Annotated in this window: 22 protein-coding genes; 11 read left to right on the top strand and 11 right to left on the bottom strand. The window is 40.5% G+C overall.

Features of this window, described 5'->3' with window-relative positions:
• Positions 1-27: 27 nt before the first annotated feature.
• From Q1A31_RS04940 to Q1A31_RS04950, 3 genes are all read right to left on the bottom strand, one after another.
• Complete coding sequence (locus tag Q1A31_RS04940; RefSeq protein ID WP_299873204.1) at positions 28-1,227, bottom strand: putative zinc-binding metallopeptidase; 1,200 nt, start codon at positions 1,225-1,227, stop codon at positions 28-30.
• A 305-nt stretch (positions 1,228-1,532) separates the two neighbouring features.
• A complete protein-coding gene (locus Q1A31_RS04945; protein WP_299873207.1) occupies positions 1,533-2,525 on the bottom strand; it encodes an MDR family oxidoreductase in 993 nt (330 codons plus the stop codon).
• 74 nt (positions 2,526-2,599) lie between these two features.
• Complete coding sequence (locus Q1A31_RS04950) at positions 2,600-3,241, bottom strand: TetR/AcrR family transcriptional regulator (protein ID WP_299873210.1); 642 nt, start codon at positions 3,239-3,241, stop codon at positions 2,600-2,602.
• Positions 3,242-3,365: 124 nt separating this feature from the next.
• Here Q1A31_RS04950 and Q1A31_RS04955 point away from each other — a divergent pair, with 124 nt between their 5' ends.
• On the top strand, positions 3,366-4,271 hold the full coding sequence (locus Q1A31_RS04955; protein WP_299873213.1) for a Rossmann-like and DUF2520 domain-containing protein: 906 nt from the start codon (positions 3,366-3,368) through the stop codon (positions 4,269-4,271).
• On the opposite strand, the gene Q1A31_RS04960 is transcribed toward Q1A31_RS04955, so the two are convergent.
• From Q1A31_RS04960 to Q1A31_RS04970, 3 genes are all read right to left on the bottom strand, one after another.
• Positions 4,261-5,160: a radical SAM protein gene (locus Q1A31_RS04960; protein WP_299873216.1), complete on the bottom strand. Its 900-nt coding sequence runs from the start codon at positions 5,158-5,160 to the stop codon at positions 4,261-4,263. The two genes, Q1A31_RS04955 and Q1A31_RS04960, sit on opposite strands and share 11 nt — an antisense overlap.
• A 26-nt stretch (positions 5,161-5,186) precedes the next feature.
• Complete coding sequence (locus tag Q1A31_RS04965) at positions 5,187-5,966, bottom strand: fatty acid desaturase (protein ID WP_299873219.1); 780 nt, start codon at positions 5,964-5,966, stop codon at positions 5,187-5,189.
• Positions 5,967-6,124: 158 nt separating this feature from the next.
• Positions 6,125-7,276, bottom strand: coding sequence for an NAD(P)/FAD-dependent oxidoreductase (locus Q1A31_RS04970; protein WP_299873222.1), 1,152 nt, complete (start codon positions 7,274-7,276; stop codon positions 6,125-6,127).
• Positions 7,277-7,407: 131 nt separating this feature from the next.
• Here Q1A31_RS04970 and Q1A31_RS04975 point away from each other — a divergent pair, with 131 nt between their 5' ends.
• Positions 7,408-8,235: an MOSC domain-containing protein gene (locus tag Q1A31_RS04975; RefSeq protein WP_299873225.1), complete on the top strand. Its 828-nt coding sequence runs from the start codon at positions 7,408-7,410 to the stop codon at positions 8,233-8,235.
• Positions 8,236-8,408: 173 nt separating this feature from the next.
• Here Q1A31_RS04975 and Q1A31_RS04980 read toward each other — a convergent pair whose 3' ends face one another.
• From Q1A31_RS04980 to Q1A31_RS04990, 3 genes are all read right to left on the bottom strand, one after another.
• Positions 8,409-9,458 carry an aminopeptidase gene (locus tag Q1A31_RS04980; RefSeq protein WP_299873228.1) on the bottom strand — a complete coding sequence of 350 codons (1,050 nt, stop codon included), beginning with the start codon at positions 9,456-9,458 and terminating at the stop codon, positions 8,409-8,411.
• Positions 9,459-9,644: 186 nt separating this feature from the next.
• Positions 9,645-10,979, bottom strand: coding sequence for an ammonium transporter (locus Q1A31_RS04985; protein WP_299873231.1), 1,335 nt, complete (start codon positions 10,977-10,979; stop codon positions 9,645-9,647).
• 2 nt (positions 10,980-10,981) lie between these two features.
• Positions 10,982-11,320 (bottom strand): P-II family nitrogen regulator, encoded by a 339-nt coding sequence (locus tag Q1A31_RS04990; RefSeq protein ID WP_299873234.1) that lies wholly within the window; start codon positions 11,318-11,320, stop codon positions 10,982-10,984.
• 162 nt (positions 11,321-11,482) lie between these two features.
• Between Q1A31_RS04990 and Q1A31_RS04995 the strand changes: the two genes are divergently transcribed.
• The 4 genes from Q1A31_RS04995 to Q1A31_RS05010 all read left to right on the top strand — a co-directional run bounded on the left by Q1A31_RS04995 (position 11,483) and on the right by Q1A31_RS05010 (position 15,200).
• Positions 11,483-12,310 carry a symmetrical bis(5'-nucleosyl)-tetraphosphatase gene (locus Q1A31_RS04995; protein WP_299873239.1) on the top strand — a complete coding sequence of 276 codons (828 nt, stop codon included), beginning with the start codon at positions 11,483-11,485 and terminating at the stop codon, positions 12,308-12,310.
• The gene (locus Q1A31_RS05000; RefSeq protein WP_299873242.1) at positions 12,307-12,798 is read left to right on the top strand and encodes a hypothetical protein; all 492 of its coding nucleotides are present in this window, start codon (positions 12,307-12,309) and stop codon (positions 12,796-12,798) included. Before Q1A31_RS04995 ends, Q1A31_RS05000 begins: the two co-directional genes overlap by 4 nt.
• Before the next feature lie 167 nt (positions 12,799-12,965).
• Complete coding sequence (locus Q1A31_RS05005) at positions 12,966-14,348, top strand: TolC family outer membrane protein (RefSeq protein WP_299873244.1); 1,383 nt, start codon at positions 12,966-12,968, stop codon at positions 14,346-14,348.
• A 306-nt stretch (positions 14,349-14,654) separates the two neighbouring features.
• A complete protein-coding gene (locus Q1A31_RS05010; RefSeq protein WP_299873246.1) occupies positions 14,655-15,200 on the top strand; it encodes a GspH/FimT family pseudopilin in 546 nt (181 codons plus the stop codon).
• A gap of 14 nt (positions 15,201-15,214) precedes the next feature.
• On the opposite strand, the gene ispH is transcribed toward Q1A31_RS05010, so the two are convergent.
• Positions 15,215-16,159 (bottom strand): 4-hydroxy-3-methylbut-2-enyl diphosphate reductase, encoded by a 945-nt coding sequence (gene ispH, locus Q1A31_RS05015; RefSeq protein ID WP_299873249.1) that lies wholly within the window; start codon positions 16,157-16,159, stop codon positions 15,215-15,217.
• A gap of 113 nt (positions 16,160-16,272) precedes the next feature.
• Here ispH and purD point away from each other — a divergent pair, with 113 nt between their 5' ends.
• The 5 genes from purD to Q1A31_RS05040 all read left to right on the top strand — a co-directional run bounded on the left by purD (position 16,273) and on the right by Q1A31_RS05040 (position 20,094).
• Complete coding sequence (purD, locus tag Q1A31_RS05020; protein ID WP_299873252.1) at positions 16,273-17,559, top strand: phosphoribosylamine--glycine ligase; 1,287 nt, start codon at positions 16,273-16,275, stop codon at positions 17,557-17,559.
• A gap of 147 nt (positions 17,560-17,706) precedes the next feature.
• Positions 17,707-17,997 carry a hypothetical protein gene (locus Q1A31_RS05025; RefSeq protein WP_299873255.1) on the top strand — a complete coding sequence of 97 codons (291 nt, stop codon included), beginning with the start codon at positions 17,707-17,709 and terminating at the stop codon, positions 17,995-17,997.
• A 124-nt stretch (positions 17,998-18,121) separates the two neighbouring features.
• Positions 18,122-18,412, top strand: a complete 291-nt coding sequence (locus Q1A31_RS05030; protein WP_299873257.1) for a hypothetical protein — start codon at positions 18,122-18,124, stop codon at positions 18,410-18,412.
• Between the two features lie 78 nt (positions 18,413-18,490).
• On the top strand, positions 18,491-19,321 hold the full coding sequence (locus tag Q1A31_RS05035) for a DUF692 domain-containing protein (protein WP_299873260.1): 831 nt from the start codon (positions 18,491-18,493) through the stop codon (positions 19,319-19,321).
• Positions 19,321-20,094: a DUF2063 domain-containing protein gene (locus tag Q1A31_RS05040; protein ID WP_299873263.1), complete on the top strand. Its 774-nt coding sequence runs from the start codon at positions 19,321-19,323 to the stop codon at positions 20,092-20,094. Before Q1A31_RS05035 ends, Q1A31_RS05040 begins: the two co-directional genes overlap by 1 nt.
• A gap of 18 nt (positions 20,095-20,112) precedes the next feature.
• Here the strand turns inward: Q1A31_RS05040 and rrtA are convergent, their stop codons facing one another.
• The gene (gene rrtA, locus Q1A31_RS05045; RefSeq protein ID WP_299873266.1) at positions 20,113-20,724 is read right to left on the bottom strand and encodes a rhombosortase; all 612 of its coding nucleotides are present in this window, start codon (positions 20,722-20,724) and stop codon (positions 20,113-20,115) included.
• Positions 20,725-20,806 lie beyond the last annotated feature (82 nt).

Consider the following 20,806-nt stretch of genomic DNA (forward strand, 5'->3'; position numbering starts at 1 on the left):
GCGGAAATAAAGCGAAAGCTAACGGATTTAGTGCTTACACTTCTTATGCTTATTTTTTGCTTTATATTTAGGTTTTGGCGGCATTTGATCCAACCGATCATGAATAGCGTGATGAATGAAGGATAATTTTGTGCGTACTGGCTCTGTTAATACAAACGGATAGGCGTCATTCATACCCATGCTGCGATTCAATGAATTGAGAATCACCGAAAAATCTATCCAGGTATCTATTATGCTCGTAATGGATGTTTGCGCAGAAAAGAAGTATTCATCCTGAGGTAAATTTAAATCTTCAACCTCTTCGGTATCATCGTTATTTGCTGATGTTGAGCCAGTGATGGAAAAGTTTTTCGCCGTCTCCAGGGTATCCATAATATGCATATAATGTGCCCAGGTTTCCGCCCAATCTTCATAGGGATGCATCGTGGCATATTCGCTAATGAATTCTTTACTCCAGTCTTTTGGCGAGCCTTCCTTATAATGTCTATCCAATGCATCCTGGTAACTCAGTTCATCATCACCAAAATACTGTTTACACAAGGCGTGTTTTTTAGGGAAGCCTGAAATCAATATATTGAAATAGTAATGACCTAGCTCGTGGCGGAAATGCCCTAACAAAGTACGATATTGTTCGCCCATTGCCAGTTTGGTTTGAGATCGCGCAACCTCATTCGCTTCGGCAAGATTGATCGTTATATGGCCACAATCATGGCCGGTGAATACCGCTTCCGAATCTTCTAGTTTAGTCGCAAAGTGATCTTTTACATTGCGGTCAGTGGTAAAGTCAAAACTTAAGCCATTCTCTGGGTCTTCATGAGTATTGTGCAAGGGTAAGCACAGTTCTTTAAGCGTATACAGCGCACGGCGTTTGGCTGTTTCCATCTTTTTCCACAACGGAATGTGCTCAACAACGGTTAAATCCGGTACAGTTTCATTAAAACGACAGGCGAAACATAAAATCTCGTCCTGGTTTTCCTCATCAGGCTCAAAGGTTTCCATATTAACCATGCCATTACATACTTTGTATTCAGTGTTGTTATCACATTTTAGATATCGAACTTCAGGCTCAGCATCTTTGAAGTAAAAGCTCGTTTCCTTATTGAAGTTATAAGGCTCTACTTTCTCAAAATTGCCATCAATTCCAACCGTTCTGTGGCAAGCAATACAACTACTGCTTTCAAAAAATAAAATCTGGTGATCTTTGCAAGTGCAATTAAATGTTTTCATGGTTATTCTTTTTAAATTGAGAGAAGTGGATATGAATCCGGTGGGCTTAATATCTGGTCTATTACTTTAATTCTCAAGTCTTGAATTAGCTTGAATATGTAACAGAAGCAATAAAGATACGGCTAGGAATTCTGTGTGTATTTTATCCTAGTTTCAGTTGATTGAATCATTGTTTGCATTTTTGTTTTTTAAAAACGTAAATAGTATTTATGCAGAGCTAGGTCTAGGTACTTTTTTGAGATTAATCTAGACCAATAAAAAAGCCCATCTTATAAGATGGGCTTTTTAAATATCACGAGAGTGTTTTATGCATTTACATCAACAACGACACGCCCACGTACTTTACCTTCTAATAACTGACCAGCAACATCAATAGCTTCAGACAATGCAATTTTCTTCACAACTTTTTCATAGACTTCTGGTGATAGTATTTCAGCGATCTTATCCCAGGCTTCCTGACGTTTTGCAAGTGGAGCATTTACGCTATCAATGCCCGCAAGCGTCACGCCACGTAAAATAAATGGCATTACGGTTGCGGGTAAATCAAAGCCTCCGGCAAGTCCACAGGCTGCTACTGTTCCACCGTATTTTGTTTGAGCACAAGCATTGGCTAGCGTGTGACTGCCGACAGCATCAACAACACCAGCCCAGCGTTCTTTTTCAAGTGGCTTACCTGGCTCTGATAATTCTGAGCGATTGATGCTCGACTTAGCACCTAGTTCAGTGAGGTAATCCATTTCTTCTGGGCGGCCTGTTGAGGCAACAACATCATAGCCATAAGCAGAAAGAATCGCGATGGCAAAACTACCCACACCACCATTTGCACCGGTTACTAGAATCTCGCCGTCTTCTGGTTTTACGTCATGTTTTTGCAGTGCCATAACACATAGCATTGCCGTATAACCCGCAGTGCCGATTGCCATTGCCTGATATGAGTCTAAACTCTCGGGTTTGGCGATGAGCCATTCGCCTTTTACTTTGGCTTTTTGAGAAAGTCCGCCCCAATGTCCTTCGCCAACACCCCAGCCATTAAGAATGACTTTGTCGCCTGTTTTCCATTTAGGATTTGAGCTTTCAGAGACGGTACCAGCGAAATCGATGCCAGGAACCATTGGGTATTTTCTGACGACAGGTGCTGCGCCAGTAATCGCTAATCCATCTTTGTAGTTGAGCGTTGAGTAATCGATATCAACAATCACATCGCCATCTTCAGGTAGTTGTGATTCGTCGAGAGTTTCTAAACTAGCGCTGATTTTTTTATCTTCGCTTCTGTTTATTAATAGGGCGTTAAAGGACATCTTTGTTCTCCAGTATAAATATTAATTTACTTGTTTGTTTCTTAGCTTCTTTATTTCTTGCTTAGCTACTTAGGCTACGGAAGGAGCTTAAAGAATTGCTGCGAAAACAGCTCCATCGGTTGTTTGTTTTGAGTGAGTTTGGCACGCATGACTGCACCCTCCCAGCAGATCCAGAAGAAATCCGCTAATTGATCGCTATCCGCTGTCTCTGCCAGAGTGCCTTCTGTTTTTGCCAGTTCGAGGCAATCGGCAATCAGTGACTTCCAGTTATTGAATGCCTTATTGAGTTTCTCTCTGAATTGCTCGTGTGATGAACCAAGTTCCAGAGTGAGGTTGCCCACCAGACAGCCACGCTTAAAATCGTAACGTTCAACGCCTTGTATTGCATCTTCGATAAACGCTTGTAGACGTTCTAGTGCAGGAAGTTCTTTATTCAATAAATGCTTTTTGAGTTTATGGATAAAGAATTGAGAGTATTCTTCCAGCACCACATAACCATAAGCTTCTTTGTTTTCAAAGTAGTGATAAAAAGAGCCTTTGGGTACATTCACTTTCTTCAGGATTTGATCTAATCCCGTATTATTAAAGCCTTGTTCGGTGAGCAATTCCATACCGCAACGAATCAATGCTTCACGGGTATCATCAAAACCAAGGCCTCCTTTGGCTGGTCTTCCGCGCTTTTTAGCGTTTATTTTTGAGTCAGATTTAGTAGTCATGCTGTATTTATAGACCGACCGTCTAGTAAAGTCAAATAAGTATTAAAATAAGAGAAAATATGCTGAGCTAAGACTGAGTATGTGATACTTCTGGTTCCGACGATTTTTATCAATGGTTGATAGCATGACAAAACTGAAACTAAGTATTATTGGCTGTGGCAATGTGGCTAAAACATTGGGATACCTGTGGCATCACGCCGTGGTGGTTGAGATTTGTGATGTGGTTAATCAATCTCAACAAAGTGCGCATGACTCGGTGGCATTCATTGGCGCAGGGAATCCGCTGGATTCGCTGTCTGGCTTGCAAGTAGCGGATGTGTTTTTAATCGGCTGTGGCGATGATCAATTAGAACAGTGTATCAATCAGCTCGCAGAAACCGGAGTGGTTAAAGCGGGCAATATTGTCTTCCATTGCAGCGGCTCGAAGCCTGCTTCGATAATTAATTCTGAAAAAAGTGCCTATAAGTGGGGGGGTGTGTTTACAGCAAGTATGCATCCTGTCAAAAGCTTTTCTAGTCCTAAAGAAGCAATTAAAAGCTTTGCAAACACGTATTGTGGGTTTGAAGGGGATGAGCAAGCAGTTAACGTTTTAAAAAAATGGGTAGAAGCTATTAATGGCGTTTGCTTTGATATCGATGCAGGTGAGGGCGGCAAGAATAAACTCATCTATCACGCGGCGAGTGTGATCGCTTGTAATTATCTGGTCGCATTGCAGGAGTTAAGCATCCGCGCATTTGCTCAAAGTGGTGTCGACCGTGATATGGCGATGAAAATTCTCGAGCCGATTGTCAAAGGTACGGCTGATAATATATTTTCGATGGGGACTGCCAATGCTTTGACGGGTCCGATTGCTCGCGGAGATTATCAAGTCGTTACAAAGCAGTTACAGGCTGTCAACGACTGGGATAATTCGGCAGGTGAGATTTATAAATTGCTTGGGAAAATCAGCGCTGATTTATCAGAAAAACAAGGTTCTGCCAGTGAAGAAAACTTGACGAAAATAAGAGGTATTTTAAACGCTAAAAGCTAGTTACCTGGTGCTGAATTTCAGGGTGTGCTTTAAAATGTTCAATTGCATCGTCGATATCATCCAGCATGTTCTGTTTGTCTTTGCCAAGCACGCCTTTTAAAACCAGATGATTCGAAACGTGGTCGCTGCGGAAAATGGATTTTTCTAGCTGCGTATGCTCGATAAATGTGCGCATTTCTTCGCACAGCTCTGCGGTATTTAATGGAGTAAATGTACCGCCAAAACCCGCTTCTACTTTTTCTTTACCGTGGCTGAAAAATAACACCAGCGTTGCAACATAATCTGGCTGAGTCGCGTTGACCAATTCTGCTGACCTAATCGCATGTTGCTTAGAATATTCTTTACCACCCATGCCGTTAATGATCATTACCGATGATTTGATATTCGCCGCTTTGGCTTTGAGTATGGCATCTTTCGTCGATTCGAATGTTTCGCCCTTATTGATCTTTTCAAGCACTTCGTCATCGCCAGATTCAGCGCCGATATAAATTAGTGATAAACCTAGGTCGCGTAACTCCTGGAGTTCTTCGACGGTCTTTCGTTTTAAGTTTCTAGGCAGGCAATATGTGGATACACGAGTCACAGAAGGTAAGTGTTCTTTAATCGCTTCAAGAATGGTTTTAAGACGCCGAACTGATAATGCCATGGCATCACCATCGCCTAGAAAAACACGGCGAACTTGCCCCATCTGTTGTCCACAACGTTTGATTTCTTCTAGTACTTTATCTTCGGCTTTCGGAGCGAACTTCTTTTGTGGGGCTGTGTACATCTCGCAGAATGTACAATTATTCCAACTGCAACCATTTGTTACTTGTAAAATCAGTGAACGCCCTTCGCTGGGTGGGCGAAACACGGGCTCTATGTATTCTACGGGTGGTTGGGTAAACATTCTTAATGCACTTAAAGTCTATTCGACTACTTCTTTTTCCAAAACGGCTTTTCGTAGCAGTAATCAGGAATTTTCGCTTTTATTTGCTCGTGCAATTCAGGTAATTTAGACCAATGAATCCCGTGTTTATAATGATGAGCAGTATGATAACCGAGGTTGCCAGTGAGCCAGTTATATAACTTTGATGTGTTGTTGTAAGATGCAGCGAATTGATCCGTTGTATCCAGTCCACGGTGATGATTGGATGTCGCATAAGCCGTGTAAAACAGGCTGATTACCATTGGGAAAATAAACACAAACAATGCGCTTAATGGGCTGTATATAGTCAGGCCAATAAGTATCGCTACGGTGATACCCGTATAGATCAAAAACTCTTTTTGCATTTTGGGATACTGTTTACCAACCTTGTAACCTCTTGGGTAAGCAGTAAGAGCAACACTTAGGGTGTACTCCAGGCGATTCATTGTCGTGCCGTCTTTTCTTTTCCAGCGACTTTGATCTTTTGTTTGATCAAGAAAATTACGGTGGTGTCCCATATTATGGTGCAAAACCCATAAATTAGTGGTGATGCCTGTATGCAGGGCATAGAAAACTTCTAGAATTCTATTTAGTGCTTTGTGCTTAAAAACCTGAGCGTGCTGATGATGATGATTCCAGGCGCTGATGCAAGCTTTTGGAAGAATCATAATGGCTAGATAGATTGAGAAAAACCAGATACTTTCGGTATTCAGAAAAACAAGAAAATCTAACAAGGTTAATAGAAGAATGATTGTAATGGGTAAACGGTCAGCAGCAAATTTAAACAAAATTATTAGATCTCCTCAAAAATTTCGTGCTTAACATAGCATAATCACCCTATGATTTTCCAATCTTATTAATTTGGCAAGCACTGATTAGATGTTATTAAGCCTGTAAGTTTCTAGGGACTTACTTAACTTATAGAGCGTCATTAGAGTTTACTCTATTATGGGTTACGGTATGCTCTTAAATACTTCCACTCAAACCCTTTTTTCGCCATGTGTAATAAACGGCAAGGTGGAATAACGATAGTGCGTTTTTCATTTCTAAACGCAAGTGTGCCCTTATCGTTAGAGTCGATAATACAGGCAAGTTCGTATTTGAAAGTATGGGTTGCGGCTTTGCCTTTCAATCCATCAAGTAAATTATTTGCCGCTGCTTCTGCCTGTAAGTCCGCCATATGTGCTTGTTTGGGTTTCCAGTCTGGGCCAGGGAAACTACCGGCATCACCAGCAACATAACAATGTTCAAAGCCTTCAATCTGGCAATTCATATTTGATTCAATCAATCCGCCAGGGCTTAACGGCATTTCTGTGTTGGCAGCGAATGAGGGGCCAGTCATGCCAGGCATAAAGATAATGAGATCAGTATCAATTTCACCGCCTTCTGTGGTCACTTTGTTTTCACTGAAGTGTTTCATTTTATGACCAAGGTGTGTTTCGATACCACGCTTTTTCATTTGTGTGAGTATGCCTTTAACCGCACCTTCACCTAAACGTGCGCCGGGCTTTTCAGCAGGGCTAAAAAATACCAGCTTGAATTTATCGCGGCGACCTTCTTGACGTAACTGTGTGTCTAAACCAAATAGCAATTCAAACATGGGACCGCCACGCATTGCAGATGGCTCTTTGGGGTTTCCGCCAAAGCCTAGGGTAATGGTGCCACCATCTAATGCTTTGATTTTATCGCGCATTTTTTCTGCGGCTTCTATGCCTTCGCAAATGGTAATTGCGTGTTCAATGCCCGGTAATTTTTTGATGAAACGACCGCCGCTGGCAATGATAAGGGCGTCATTCTTCACTTCGCCGTTATTGCTATCACTAGCATCTGTGACAACTGTGCGTCCGCCATCTTTGATTGCGGTTACGCTACCAGCATAAAAGTTAACATTTTGTTTTTTTAGAAACGCATCAAGATTTATGCGTAAATCATCACCCGTGCGTTGGCCAGATGGAATCCAGATCAGGCTAGGGTAATAAATAAACTCGGCTTTCGGGGCTACCATCGTAATATTGATATCTTTATCGCTTTTACGGATTTCTCTGATTGCGGTGAGTGCGGCAAAACCAGCACCAATAATGGTAATATCCTGAGCCATGATTTCTTCCAGTTGCTATTATGTAGTGAGGTATTTGCGTGAAACCTCAGCGAATGAGTAATCCAATAAGTATATATTAGTAAATACTAATATTCAATCGATAAGTCACCTCGAACAGAAGGGAAATAGTAATGGAAAATGAGGGAATGACAAGTGAAGTAACAGTAACAAGTTTAATAATTTACCCTGTGAAATCATTGGCTGGTATAGAGTTGCAAGAATCTGAAGTGGATAATATGGGTTTGAAATACGATCGACGCTGGATGCTGGTATCGCCTGAAGGTAAGTTTCTTTCACAACGGACTCTGCCGCAAATGGCATTGATTAAAACCGAAATAGACGATAGCGAACAGAATCCCCGGTTAACCTTGAGCATGGATGGCAAAGATTCTCATATTGTTGCTGCGACTGATGACAGTTCCGAAAAAATGGATGTGGTTATCTGGGGTGATGAGCTTCAAGTACAGAAAGTTGGCCCAGAAAGTGATGCCTGGCTAAGTGATTGTTTGGGCTTAGATTGTCATCTTGTTTATATCGCTGATGATGTGATGCGGCAATGTGATCTCGAATTTGCAGAAGAGGGCGAGCAAACAGGTTTTGCAGATGGATTTCCGATGTTGTTTGTTTCTGAAGAGTCTTTAAATGATTTAAATCAGCGTTTGGATAAAGACGTAGATATGCGTCGTTTTCGTCCTAATGTGGTTATTGCTGGTTGCGATGCTTATGCTGAGGATGAATTAAAAAGTTTCTCGATTGCGGGTGTTTCGATGAAGGGCGTAAAGCCCTGCAGCCGTTGTCCGATGCCAATGGTTGATCCTGATCTTGGGGAGCGAGTAGGGCAAGAACCGATCGCTACTTTATCAAAATATCGTAAATGGAATAATAAAGTGTTCTTCGGGATGAATGTGATTCATCAGCAACAGGGTGTGATTCGTGTAGGTGATAGTTTAGTGTTTTAAACGAATAACTTACTTGTTTGACTTGTCATTTTGGCTCCTAGTGAGCGTTGAATCGAAATATTTTGATGGTGAAACATTATTAAAAGATTATCGACCATTGCACATCGACAATTCCTTGCGGAATCTACGATGGACTTTTCTGGCTCCTGATGAGCCTAGAAAAGCCCCCCCCCTTACTTATAAGCACTTTTTTCTTCAGTCTCTTGCGTCTCGTAGAAGTCGTAAAATTTCTCGAAATTGTAATTCAGCGCTTTTAACTGGCGTGAGAAGTCAGGTACCAGTTTGTAATAAACCCCAATCGCGGAGAGTTTGGCATTGTTGACGGGGGATTTATTAAACCAGTTGTCGAAGCGTGTATCTCCATCCCAACTTTGTTTTAAGCGAGCATATTTTTCGTCGAGTTGGCGATAGATTCGTTGTTTGCCTTTTTCCATAACAGCATCTGCGTATTTGTGTGAATACCACGCTTTTAATTCCTCACTGGTGTCGATCAGCAAATTAAAAAATGCCCAGCGTTTCTTCAGGTGTTGTTCGTATCGTTGGAGTTTATCGGGATGCTTTTCTTTCAACCATAGTCGTGTTCCTTCCTGTCCGACGGCGCTGGCAAATGCTTCATTAAACGCGGAATTATTTTTTCGATAAAGACGTTGGTGTGCTAATTCATGGAATATGACTTCCGCAGTTGAACTGATACTTCTGCTCAGCATCGTGCTCAGAATAGGATCGTCAAAGATACCTAGTGTTGAATAGGCGGGGGATTCGATAATGTGCGTGTCTCGCCCAAGTTTCTTTTGTTTTACGACTTCTTTTTCAGCGGCTTCGGGCGAAAAATAAACCAGATAACTCACACAACCCACAAAAGGAAAGCAGGATTGCACAGGGTGCATCGAGTATTTGGGAGTAGCAATGACATTCCAGCTAACCGCTTTTCTCTTTAGTTCGACATAACTGGTATAACTTTTGTTTTTTGGGAGTTTGAGTCTATCGTATGCAAATTGACGAATTTCTAACACTTCTTTAATTTGCTGTTTTCGTTTATCAGTCACGTTGCTGTCTGCAAGGACTTGTTTAACAGGTTTGCGTTGGCTCATTAAAGCCAAATGGCCTGTCGCACCTTGAACATAGTATTGAGTGGTACTGCAGGCAGTTGAGAATTGTGCGAGAAGCGCGAGAGTAGCGATGAGAAGAATTCTGTTTAAAGCAGCTTTCATCGTCTGGTTCATTAGGGTGTGTTTATTAGACAGAGTTTTCCTCGGTTAAACAATTGAGTTTTTTGATGTTACAGGAAAAAGGTCTGGTTCTGGAAAAATATGCCTAAAAGTAGGGGGGTGATCATTTTAAAGTCACCCCCGTACTTTTAGGCTATTTTTTAGCTGAGTTAGCTAGAAATTAACTAAGTATTAACTAGTTTACAGCTCGTAGCCGCGCTCTTCGTGATCGATGATATCTAAGCCTTGCGTCTCTTCATCCTGATCAACACGTAAGCCATTGGTCATCAAACTGACTATTTTGAATAGTATGTAAGTAACGATGGCAGTGTAGATAAAGGTAGAGGCAACACCAATCGCTTGAACACCAAACTGTTCGCCAATTGTAGTGATACTTTCTTTGCTAAAGCCTTGGCCACTAAAAATACCAAGTTCAGTAGATGCGAAAACAGCCGCCATTAGTGTGCCGATTATTCCACCCACGCCGTGAACCGGGAAAACATCTAGTGAGTCATCAATTTTCCATTTTTGTTTGATTATAATTACCGCGTTGAAACACACGATACCAGCGACAAAACCCATCACTAAAGCGCCAGCGGGACCCACGTATCCAGAAGCTGGTGTAATGGTGCCTAAACCTGCAACCATTCCTGTTACTGTGCCTAAAGCGGTTGGTTTACCGAACTTGATCCACTCGTAAAACATCCAGGTGATTGCACCGGTTGCCGCTGATATATGTGTTACTAGCATTGCCATTGCAGCATCACCATTAGCGGCTAATGCACTGCCACCGTTAAAGCCGAACCAGCCGACCCATAACATGCCAGCGCCGGTAACGGTCATTGTCATATTGTGCGGTGTTGTGGCTGCTTTGCCAAATTGTCTTCTGGGTCCTATCATAATAGCTGCTACCAATGCGGCAACACCTGCTGTGATATGAACCACGGTACCACCAGCAAAATCGAGTAGGCCCATTTGCTGAAGCCATCCACCACCCCAAACCCAATGAGTTACTGGGGCGTAAACTAAAACAATCCACAGTGCAGAAAATAGCAAAACCGCCGAAAACTTAGTGCGTTCTGCAAATCCACCGATGATTAAAGCGGGTGTGATAATGGCGAAGGTCATCTGAAACAATGCGAATAATGACTCAGGAATATCACCAGCTAATGAGCTTTCAGTAATGCCGCTGAATAAGAATTTGCCCATGCCGCCGAAGTATGGATTACCTTCATCGAAAGCAATACTGTAGCCAATCACTAACCAGAGTATGCTGGCAATTCCTGCAATGGCGAAACATTGCATCAGTACCGATAGCACATTTTTCTTGCCGACCAGACCGCCATAAAACAATGCCAGTCCCGGAAGCGTCATAAATAAAACTAGCGCTGTGGAGGTGAGAATCCATGCTGTGTTGGATCCGTTTAATTCGTCAGCCTGAGCTAAAAAAGGAAAACTGAGAAGCAGTAGAGAAAAGAGTTTTAAAAAAGAGTTTATAGATAAAGGAGCGTTTGCGCTTTTTGAATGACAACCCATAGTTAAAGTGCCTCTGGGCCAGTTTCACCCGTTCTGATACGTATTGCTTGTTCTATGCTTTGTACAAAAATTTTACCATCACCAATTTTGCCTGTATTTGCGGCTTTAATGATAGCTTCGATAGCCTGGTCTAATATGTCAGCAGGAACTGCTGTTTCAATTTTAACTTTGGGTAAAAAATCGACAACATATTCAGCACCGCGGTAAAGTTCAGTATGTCCTTTCTGGCGTCCAAAGCCTTTGACTTCTGTTACGGTTAAGCCGTGAATGCCAATTTCTGACAGGGATTCTCGTACATCATCTAATTTAAAGGGTTTGATAATAGCGGTTATCAGTTTCATGGTTTCCTCATTGTTTTGCTTTTTTTAGAGCGCAGAATCATACCCTAAATTTGATTTGAAAGGGAGAGCCGCCAAATTTGAGTAAAGGTTTTTGTTTGCTTGGGTGTGATTTTCGATATAAAAAAGGTAAAATTAAGCTTTAACTCTAGTGTTGATGAGAACATGGCGATTTACGCAATTGGGGATGTGCAAGGCTGTTATGATTCATTACAACGCCTACTAGAAAAAATACAGTTTTCTCCTGAAGACGACCAACTCTGGTTTGTCGGCGATTTAGTTAATCGCGGAACAAAATCATTAAAAACAGTGAGATTCATAAAGGGCTTGGGAGATTCATCGCTAACCGTTCTGGGTAATCACGATATTAGTCTAATCGCTATGCATTATGGCGTTATTCCTAAAAGCCCTAGTCTTAAAAAATTCTTAAAGTCTAAGCACCGCGAAGAATTAATAGAATGGTTAAGGCATCAAAAAGTGTTTCATGTCGATAAAAAGCTGGGTGTTTGCATGGCTCATGCCGGTATCTCACCACAGTGGACGCTAAAAGAAGCCAAAAAATACGCCAAAGAAATTCAAGTGCCATTGCGCGGCGATGATACTAAAGAGTGGCTAAGGCAGGTTTATGGTAATAAGCCCAATCTTTGGAGTGAAGATTTACAATCTTATGAGCGGCATAGGTATATCCTCAATGCATTTATGCGGATGCGCTATTGCAATGTGAAAGATGGTTCGCTGGATTTAAAATTAAATGGTGTACCTAAAATGATGAAACCCGGATCGACAAAACAGGTTCCCTGGTTTTTATGGAAAAATCGAAAACCAATCCCTTTACGTATTATTTTCGGGCATTGGTCAAGTCTAGGTTATTACCATGATGATAATGTTACATCTCTGGATACAGGTTGTGTTTGGGGACGTCAATTAACTGCGGTAAGAATCGATAGCGATGCTTATCCATTGGTTAGTGAAACGTGTGGGAATCTTTCATGAGTGACGAGGATGATTACGAATCTAGTATTGCTCCAGCAGGCAGTTTTAAGCTTAATATAAAAGGGGATGATTATCTGGTTCGGGTAATGAAGCCTGCATCAGCTTCATCTTTGAATGAGCTGCAGATGTCCTTGAAGCGCAATCGGGAAATGCTTAAAGAAAGTTTTGAAGCAATGCACGAAACATGTCGAGATGATTTTTTAAAGCGAGTAGAGCAAAAGCATGTGGATTATTTTTCGCCCACACAAAATGCTTTAGTAGCAAGGGCAAATATAGACTTGCTGATTCCATTGATTAATGTAAAAGGTGGAGTAGCTGCCTACAAAGGTAAACTTGAAGGTCTTCCTATTGAAAAGCATATAGAAAAATTACGCAATAAAGCAGCGAGCGATGTTAGAGAAGAAGAAACGAAATCACGTATTGGTGGCTTCTTTTTGATGATGCTGGTGCTAGCTTTAGTGACGGCAATATTGTTAGTGTTTTTCTAGTCTGAAAATTGGCTTATAAGTAGGGGGGTGTGTTTAGTTTCAGTCTTAGGTTGCGTAAGTAATTTTCATCTTGTTTACAAAAGATTACATAGTTTTAGATTGATTAAATATTAGAGAGTCATTATGCTGATCGTTTTTAAATTTACTTCCTTTCGGGGTTTGTTCTGATGAGTTTTCAGAAAGCTAATAAATCGTTAAAATTCAAGTCGTTTCAGGGTGCTTTATTGAAGCCTTCATTTATATTAAGTGCAGTAGTTATGGGTGCAATGTCTGCGCCTGTAAATGCGGAAACGTTATTGCAGGTGTATCAGCATGCCAAGCAAAATGATGCCCAGCTTAAAGTGAGTGAAATGGGTTTTCTTGCGGCGCTTGAGGCTAAACCACAAGTTTTATCAGGCCTGAAACCGCAATTAACTCTCACTGCTGGTGCGAATTATTCCGCGCAATATACGGGTAAAAGATCCTACGGTGGAGAAGATGCGGGTGGATATGCAAACATCGGTTACGATTTAAATTTAACAAAAGTCATTATCAATAAGCAGTTAGATGCGCAAATCGATCAAGTTGATGCATCAATTCTTCAGTCAAAAGCTTTGCTTGAGTCGGATAGACAAGACCTAATTATCAGAGTGGCAGAAGCCTATTTTGCTTATTTAAATGCTAACGATACATTGGAGTTTAGAAAAGCAGAAAAAAATGCAATTGGTAAGCAGCTGAATCAGGTTAAAGCCTTTTTTGATGCAGGTCGATCAGCAATAACAGACGTTAAAGAAGCACAAGCCTCTTACGACCTATCTGTGGCACAGATTGAAGTTGCTAATCAGCAAATAGATGTTTCAAGAGAGTCGTTAAGAGCAATTACTACCCGTTCTTATAAGCATTTGAATGGTGCTGCTGATAGTGTACCTCTACTCGTTCCCAAGCCTACTAATATTGAAGCTTGGTCAAAAGCAGCGGTTAGCAACAGTAAAGACTTAATCGCCGCAAAATATGCCGTTGAAGTAGCGCAAAAAACCATAGATTATGAAAGAGCGGCAAAAAAAGGAACACTTAACCTGGTTGCTAATCAGGGTGTAAATTCTGTTGCAGGCGAAGATATTTATGATTCTGATAAATTTGATGCCACAGTGGGTGTGCAATACAGCCTTAATCTTCTTGATGGCGGTAATATTTCTTCACGTGTGCGTGAAGCTCGTCATAAATTACATCAGGCCCAACAAACAGTAGAGTTACAAAAACGTTTAGCGACTCAACAATCTCGAGCAGCTTATTTAACAATCGTGTCGGGATTAGCTCAAGTTAAAGCTTTGAAGCAGGCTTTGAATTCATCACAAACTGCTGCTAGTGCTACACAAGCCGGTTTTGAAGCGGGAACACGTACAGCGGTTGATGTGTTACTTGCGTTAAGAAATACCTTCTCTGCAAGACGCGATTATACATCTGCCCGATACGATTTCTTGCTTAATACATTAAAGTTGAAACAAGCTGCGGGAACGTTAACTGAGGCAGATTTAGCGGCTCTTAGTAAGATATTGCTGAAGAAAGCCTAAACAATCTTTAACACCATTTTAAAGTGTTAATAACCTTATTGCTGAAGTTGTCTCTTATTTGCGGCCATTTATCTTTTGAATTTAGACGTTCAAGTGGTAATTGTCCGCTTATCTGAGAGTCACTCTTCAAATATGAAAATATGGTTTAATATCAGGTAGTCAAAAGTTGTTTAAACAACTGCATTAGTAATAGGTACAGAATCATAATTCTGGCTGAGTTTAATAATATTAATAATTATAAAGGCTTAAATTAAAACAAACCGATGACCAATCCTTGGCCTCATTATGGTTTGTGGACTGATTGATATGAAAAACAGATCTAAAATTAGAAATAATTCCGGGTTTACACTTATTGAAATGATTGTAACGGTAACTATTGTGGCAATTTTTGCTTCAATTGCTGTACCTAGTTTTTCTCAATTAATTAAAAGTAATAAAGAGACAACAACGACAAATGAATTTATTTCATCACTAGTTTTAGCTCGTAGTGAGGCGTTGAAGCGAAGCCGAGATATAATTGTTTGCTCAAGTGATGATCAAGTAAATTGTAATGGTGGGACTGATTTTTCTGATGGTTGGATTGTTTATACTGACTGTAACGGGGACGGTTTACCCACGGCAACTGCTGTAGATTGTAATGATGATCTTCTTGAAGAAGAGCAGGAGGTCATTAAAGTGCATAATGGATTTCATAAAATGTTTATAAATAATGCTGCCAATAATATCACTTTTCAATTTTCAGGAAGAATTGCAGCCCCTACTACGTTTAATCTTGGTCATGAATCAGATACAACTGACATTAAAAAACAGGTAATTATTAATCGAGTGGGAAGAATTAGATCTTCGGATTAGCCATAAAAGATTATCTATGTATTGAAACGTAGTTCTTTAGGTAAAACAAAAGATACATTTTCGATAATGCCCTGATCATCTGGCATTATTTCAGCACCAAGCTCTTCAAGTCTCTTATTAACTTGTTCCACTAATATTTCTGGAGCAGATGCTCCAGCCGTTACACCGACTCTCAAAGTTTTATCAGTAAACCAGCTTTCCTTTATATCTTCAGCTCCGTCTATTAAATACGCAGGCGTGCCTTTCTTCTCTGCCAATTCTTTTAAACGATTTGAATTCGAGCTGTTAGGAGATCCAACCACAAGAATAATATCGCTTTTATCTGCCAGTTTCTTTAAGGCATCCTGACGATTTTGTGTCGCATAACAGATGTCATCTTTCTTCGGCCCTTTAATGCTAGGAAAACGGCTTCTAAGTGATTCGATGATTATTGCAGTATCGTCCATGGAAAGTGTAGTTTGAGTAACAAAACCTAAGTTGTCAGGATTATTCACTTTAAGTTTTGCAACTTCATCCGGAGAATCCACACGATATATGTCGCCACCAAAGCTTTTGTTGTATTGACCCATAGTCCCTTCTACTTCTGGGTGACCTTTATGGCCGATAAGTACCGTTTCTCTTCCTTCTTTGCTGTATCGTAAAACTTCCATGTGAACTTTAGTAACTAAAGGACAAGTGGCATCAAAGACATTTAAGCCTCGGGATTTTGCCTTGTCCTGGACTGCTCGAGAAACGCCGTGAGCGCTGAAAATCACTGTGGCATCATCGGGTACTTCATCTAATTCATTGACGAAGATTGCTCCTTTGTCGCGAAGATTACTTACTACAAAACGGTTGTGGACAACTTCATGTCGAACATAAATTGGAGCACCCAGTAGTTCAATGGCACGATCGACTATTTCGATCGCTCTATCAACGCCGGCACAGAAGCCTCGAGGGTTTGCTAAGGTAACTTTCATTGCTTTAGTCTCGTAAAAGTTTCACATAAATAATTTATTGTAACAACTGAAAGGATAGTTTTGTTAAAATTCGTTCTCATGAATTTAAAAACAGCTTATAAATAGGAATAACTATGAAAGTACTACTCATAGGTAGTGGCGGAAGAGAACATGCTCTAGCGTGGAAAATAGCTCAATCAGAACGTGTAGAGAAAGTCATTGTAGCTCCAGGTAATGCGGGTACAGCTTTAGAAGAAAAAGTTGAAAATGTAGATATCGGGGCAGAAGATATAGAGGGTTTATTGGCGTTTGCTCTAGAGAACTCTATTGATTTAACCGTGGTTGGCCCAGAGGCTCCATTGGTGAAAGGAGTGGTGGATCTTTTCTCTGAAAATGGACTTAGATGTTTTGGCCCTACCAAAGGTGCTGCTCAATTAGAGGGTTCTAAGGCCTTTTCTAAAGACTTTTTTGCGCGACATAAAATTCCAACCGCTGCATATGGTAACTTTACTGATGTTGATGAAGCGATTGCCTATATAAAACAGCAAGGTGCTCCAATCGTAGTTAAAGCTGATGGGCTTGCTGCCGGCAAAGGCGTGATATTGGCTGAAACCGAAGATCAGGCAATCGAAGCCGTAAAAGACATGTTGGCAGGAAATGCATTTGGTGATGCGGGTCATCGGGTGGTAGTCGAAGAATTTTTAGTTGGTGAAGAGGCGAGTATTATCGTTATTGCTGATGGTAAGAATTACTTGCCGATGGCTTCTTCGCAAGATCATAAAGCTCGAGATGAAGGTGATCTAGGACCTAATACCGGCGGTATGGGCGCTTACTCTCCTGCGCCAGTTGTTACTGATGAAATAAGTCAAAAAATCATGCGAGATGTAATTGAGCCAACTCTCAAAGGAATGGCTGATGAGGGATATCCATTTACTGGCTTCTTGTATGCTGGTGTGATGATTGATAATCAAGGCAATTCTAAGGTTCTTGAATACAATGTGCGTTTTGGTGACCCGGAAACTCAGCCAGTTATGATGCGCCTGAAATCCAGTATGGTTGATCTGATTGAGGCAGCTTTGGATTCAAAATTGAATACAAAAAGTATTGAATGGGATCAAAGGTCTTCTTTAGGAGTCGTGCTGGCTGCTGGTGGATATCCTGATAGTTACGACAAAGGTGATGTGATTTCTGGAATTCCAGCAGAAACTGAAAACAGTAAAGTTTTTCATGCGGGAACTGTCAATGACGGTTCTCTTAAAACTAATGGTGGTAGAGTGCTTTGTGCTGTGGGCTTGGGGGATACTGTGAGTGAGGCACAGAAAGTAGCATATGAGGTTGTTGATAAAATTAGCTGGGACAATGTATATTTTCGAAGAGATATTGGGCATCGAGCGGTGACGCGCGAACAAAAATCAAGTTGATTTTATTTAGAAAGCTATATTAGAAAGCCAAATTAAAATGCTAGTTAGATAGCTATAAGTGCTCTGTTATATTGGTGTTTTTTAATATCAGGTATCCTAAGTTTTGATTTTTAACTTTTGATCAATGGTTAAATATGGAAAATTCATATGAGTACAATAAATAGGCTTACAGGCATAAGTTTAACTTCTGCGGCGGCAACATTGTTGTTGGCAGCCTGTGGCGGAGAGTCAACCAAATCAGCGAGTAACGATTCTTCTGGAAACGCCGTAAAAGTAGTGCAGGTGAAATGTTCAGGAATTAATTCCTGTAAAGGAACAGCAGCGTGTGTAACTGCCACACACGCTTGTTCTGGTCAAAATGCTTGTAAAGGTCAAGGATGGATCAAAGTCACTAAGGCAGATTGCGAAGCAAAAGGTGGAAAAGTAGTCTCCGGTTGATTTTTTGCATCCAAAAATATCTATATGCGTAAGTTTCCTTTATAGCTTGTATTTTACAGGCTGTCGGCCACCTAATTGAATATTCTAAATAGTGGCCAATTAATCACAAGGAGATAAAGATAAAATGAAAACAGCATCTAAAGTAACAGGATTTACATTGGCTTCAGCAGCGGCAGCATTATTGTTAGCAGGTTGTTCTACAGGTGGTGATAGCGCAAAATCTGCATCAATGTCTAAAGATAAGAAAATGGCTGATGTAAAGTGTGCAGGTATTAATTCTTGTAAGGGTACAAGTGCGTGTGCAACAGCAACGAGTGCATGTAAAGGTCAAAATAGCTGTAAAGGTCAAGGCTGGGTAAAAGCTACTGCTACTGATTGTTCTGCGAAAGGCGGTAAAGTATTAGGTCAGGCTTAATTATAATAATTAGGTAGATTTTTAAAATGCCCGGTCAATTCAGTTGTATCGGGTATTTTTTTGTCTTAAGGTTTAAATATGAAATATCCATCACTAGGTTTTGGCTTAGGTCTTCGCAAAGAGCATTACAATTCGATTCTCGAAACTTCACCTGAGGTTGATTGGTTTGAAGTTCTTACTGAGAACTATTTAGTCGAAGGTGGCAAACCACTCTATTTTCTAGATCAAATTAGTGAACGCTATCCGGTAGTGATGCACGGCGTGTCAATGTCTATTGGTAGTAGCGACCCTATCGATAAGAATTATTTAAGTCAGGTTAAATCATTGGCTGAACGAACTAATGCCCGTTGGATATCTGACCATTTGTGTTTTACAGGTTTAGACGGTGTGAATGCTCATGATTTGCTACCACTTCCATATACTGATGAAACAGTAAAATTTGTTGCTGAAAAAATTTGTCAAGTACAAGATTATTTGGGAAGACGAATACTGATTGAAAATGTATCTAGCTATATTACTTACAAACAATCCGAAGGTATGACTGAGTGGGAATTTGTCTCAGCAGTTGCTGAAGAGTCCGATAGTTTAATGCTTTTGGATATCAATAATATTTTTGTAAGTGCTTTTAATCATGGTTTTGATCCACTGAATTATTTGGATGGCGTTCCGGCTGAGCGCGTTCAACAGCATCATATTGCGGGACACAGTCAATACGATGGCTACATTATAGATACGCACGATAATGATGTGGTAGAAGGAGTATGGGATTTATATGCTGAAGCAGTGAAGCGTTTTGATAACGTATCAACAATGATTGAACGTGATGATAATATCCCGGAATTATCTCATTTAATGAAAGAGTTACAGATAGCGAGAAATATATCTGCAGCAAATAAGAGCGCAACATAATGAGCGAACTCTATCGATTGCAAAAAAGCATGATGTCTTGGCTACTTGAAAAAGATACGGCGATTCAATCTGATGTGGTATCAACAGCCGAAGTTAGCTCTGAAGTTCGTTTAGATATTTATGGTGCTGGATATGGTTATCGTTTGATCGATGCTTTATCTGAAAATTATCCGTCTGTTCATACCTTGATGGGGGATGAAGACTTTTACGCAATGGCTTATGCCTATATGAGTGCACACCCATCACATCACTTCTCATTGCGATATTTTGGTAGTCACTTAGAGGCTTTTTTGGCCAAAGAGTTTTCAGGTACGCCAATATTGTCAGAGATGGCGTGTTTCGAGTGGGCGCAAAGAAAGGCATTTGATAGTGATAATACGCAGCCAATAACTATGCAAGCGCTTCAGGAAATTCCAATGGAAAGCTGGGGTAATCTGCAATTTGAATTTCATCCTTCAGTGTCACGTTTAAATTTTGAATGGAATACCCCCCAACTTTGGGCGGCAATTGATAAACAGGATGACCCTATACCCCCAGAAAAACTGGATTATCCATTAGGATGGGTAGTGTGGAGAAATGAATTGCTTAATTATTATCGGTCATTAGATGTTGATGAAGCCTGGGCTTTAGATTCGGCTATGCAAGCAGGTAGTTTTGAGGGTTTATGTGAAGGCGTTTGTGAGTGGGTAGATGCAGAACATGCGCCAGCAAGAGTTGCAGGTTTCTTATCGCAATGGATAGAAGAAGGGTTAGTAACAGGTATAAGCTACTAAGCTATTCTAAAAAAGCACTTAAAAGTGGGGGGGTGACCTTTTCTTTATTTGGTTGTTGTTTTTACCCATATAATGATTAATTGCCAAAAATAAGCTAATTAATATTGCTCCCAATAAGCCATACTGGTGTGCATCGGTTGCCACAGGTATGCCAATCAGTTCCTCACTAGATGTGCTTCCGCCCTGAAAGAAATCCCAAATAATTTTTCCAAGAATAAGCATAGCTACAGATATTCCTGTAAATATATCTTTTTTCAAAGTCGCATTAACGCCACCTACAAAAAATAAGCCGTAAAGCGCACCAGAGAAGCCATAATAGTTATGTAATTCAGGTGTAAAATAATAGAGACCAAACCCAACTATTAAACAAAGAAAAATAGTGCTGAAAATGAATGTTTTAGCATTGAAGGTGTCTATGAATAACAAGCCTAATATCCAAAGGCCACTTAAATTTAACAAGAGGTGGGGGTAGTTTGAATGGGTAAGGTTGCCGCCGATAACTCTCCACCACTGTCCAGAGTCAATTTCGGATCGGTTAAAAACAAAGTCAGCTTGAAGTAATTGGGCAATAAAAAATAGTACGGTTAAAGAAATTATTGCAATGAATAGCGGTTGTTTCAATTTGATCATTTTTAAACAACCTTGTATAAATTATGGCAAAATGCCGTCACTTTAAAGAATTTGACTATTCGGAAGTACCAAGAGTATAAAT

It is taken from the genome of uncultured Cocleimonas sp., from assembly GCF_947495625.1.
Lineage (GTDB): Bacteria > Pseudomonadota > Gammaproteobacteria > Thiotrichales > Thiotrichaceae > Cocleimonas.

What these genes read in the sequence shown, in the direction of transcription:
- Q1A31_RS04940 (WP_299873204.1), bottom strand. Translation starts at nt 1,227, where the DNA reads ATGAAAACATTTAATTGCACTTGCAAAGATCACCAGATTTTATTTTTT.
- Q1A31_RS04945 (WP_299873207.1), bottom strand. Translation starts at nt 2,525, where the DNA reads ATGTCCTTTAACGCCCTATTAATAAACAGAAGCGAAGATAAAAAAATC.
- Q1A31_RS04950 (WP_299873210.1), bottom strand. Translation starts at nt 3,241, where the DNA reads ATGACTACTAAATCTGACTCAAAAATAAACGCTAAAAAGCGCGGAAGA.
- Q1A31_RS04955 (WP_299873213.1), top strand. Translation starts at nt 3,366, where the DNA reads ATGACAAAACTGAAACTAAGTATTATTGGCTGTGGCAATGTGGCTAAA.
- Q1A31_RS04960 (WP_299873216.1), bottom strand. Translation starts at nt 5,160, where the DNA reads ATGTTTACCCAACCACCCGTAGAATACATAGAGCCCGTGTTTCGCCCA.
- Q1A31_RS04970 (WP_299873222.1), bottom strand. Translation starts at nt 7,276, where the DNA reads ATGGCTCAGGATATTACCATTATTGGTGCTGGTTTTGCCGCACTCACC.
- Q1A31_RS04975 (WP_299873225.1), top strand. Translation starts at nt 7,408, where the DNA reads ATGGAAAATGAGGGAATGACAAGTGAAGTAACAGTAACAAGTTTAATA.
- Q1A31_RS04980 (WP_299873228.1), bottom strand. Translation starts at nt 9,458, where the DNA reads ATGAACCAGACGATGAAAGCTGCTTTAAACAGAATTCTTCTCATCGCT.
- Q1A31_RS04985 (WP_299873231.1), bottom strand. Translation starts at nt 10,979, where the DNA reads ATGGGTTGTCATTCAAAAAGCGCAAACGCTCCTTTATCTATAAACTCT.
- Q1A31_RS04990 (WP_299873234.1), bottom strand. Translation starts at nt 11,320, where the DNA reads ATGAAACTGATAACCGCTATTATCAAACCCTTTAAATTAGATGATGTA.
- Q1A31_RS04995 (WP_299873239.1), top strand. Translation starts at nt 11,483, where the DNA reads ATGGCGATTTACGCAATTGGGGATGTGCAAGGCTGTTATGATTCATTA.
- Q1A31_RS05000 (WP_299873242.1), top strand. Translation starts at nt 12,307, where the DNA reads ATGAGTGACGAGGATGATTACGAATCTAGTATTGCTCCAGCAGGCAGT.
- Q1A31_RS05005 (WP_299873244.1), top strand. Translation starts at nt 12,966, where the DNA reads ATGAGTTTTCAGAAAGCTAATAAATCGTTAAAATTCAAGTCGTTTCAG.
- Q1A31_RS05010 (WP_299873246.1), top strand. Translation starts at nt 14,655, where the DNA reads ATGAAAAACAGATCTAAAATTAGAAATAATTCCGGGTTTACACTTATT.
- ispH (WP_299873249.1), bottom strand. Translation starts at nt 16,159, where the DNA reads ATGAAAGTTACCTTAGCAAACCCTCGAGGCTTCTGTGCCGGCGTTGAT.
- purD (WP_299873252.1), top strand. Translation starts at nt 16,273, where the DNA reads ATGAAAGTACTACTCATAGGTAGTGGCGGAAGAGAACATGCTCTAGCG.
- Q1A31_RS05025 (WP_299873255.1), top strand. Translation starts at nt 17,707, where the DNA reads ATGAGTACAATAAATAGGCTTACAGGCATAAGTTTAACTTCTGCGGCG.
- Q1A31_RS05030 (WP_299873257.1), top strand. Translation starts at nt 18,122, where the DNA reads ATGAAAACAGCATCTAAAGTAACAGGATTTACATTGGCTTCAGCAGCG.
- Q1A31_RS05035 (WP_299873260.1), top strand. Translation starts at nt 18,491, where the DNA reads ATGAAATATCCATCACTAGGTTTTGGCTTAGGTCTTCGCAAAGAGCAT.
- Q1A31_RS05040 (WP_299873263.1), top strand. Translation starts at nt 19,321, where the DNA reads ATGAGCGAACTCTATCGATTGCAAAAAAGCATGATGTCTTGGCTACTT.
- rrtA (WP_299873266.1), bottom strand. Translation starts at nt 20,724, where the DNA reads ATGATCAAATTGAAACAACCGCTATTCATTGCAATAATTTCTTTAACC.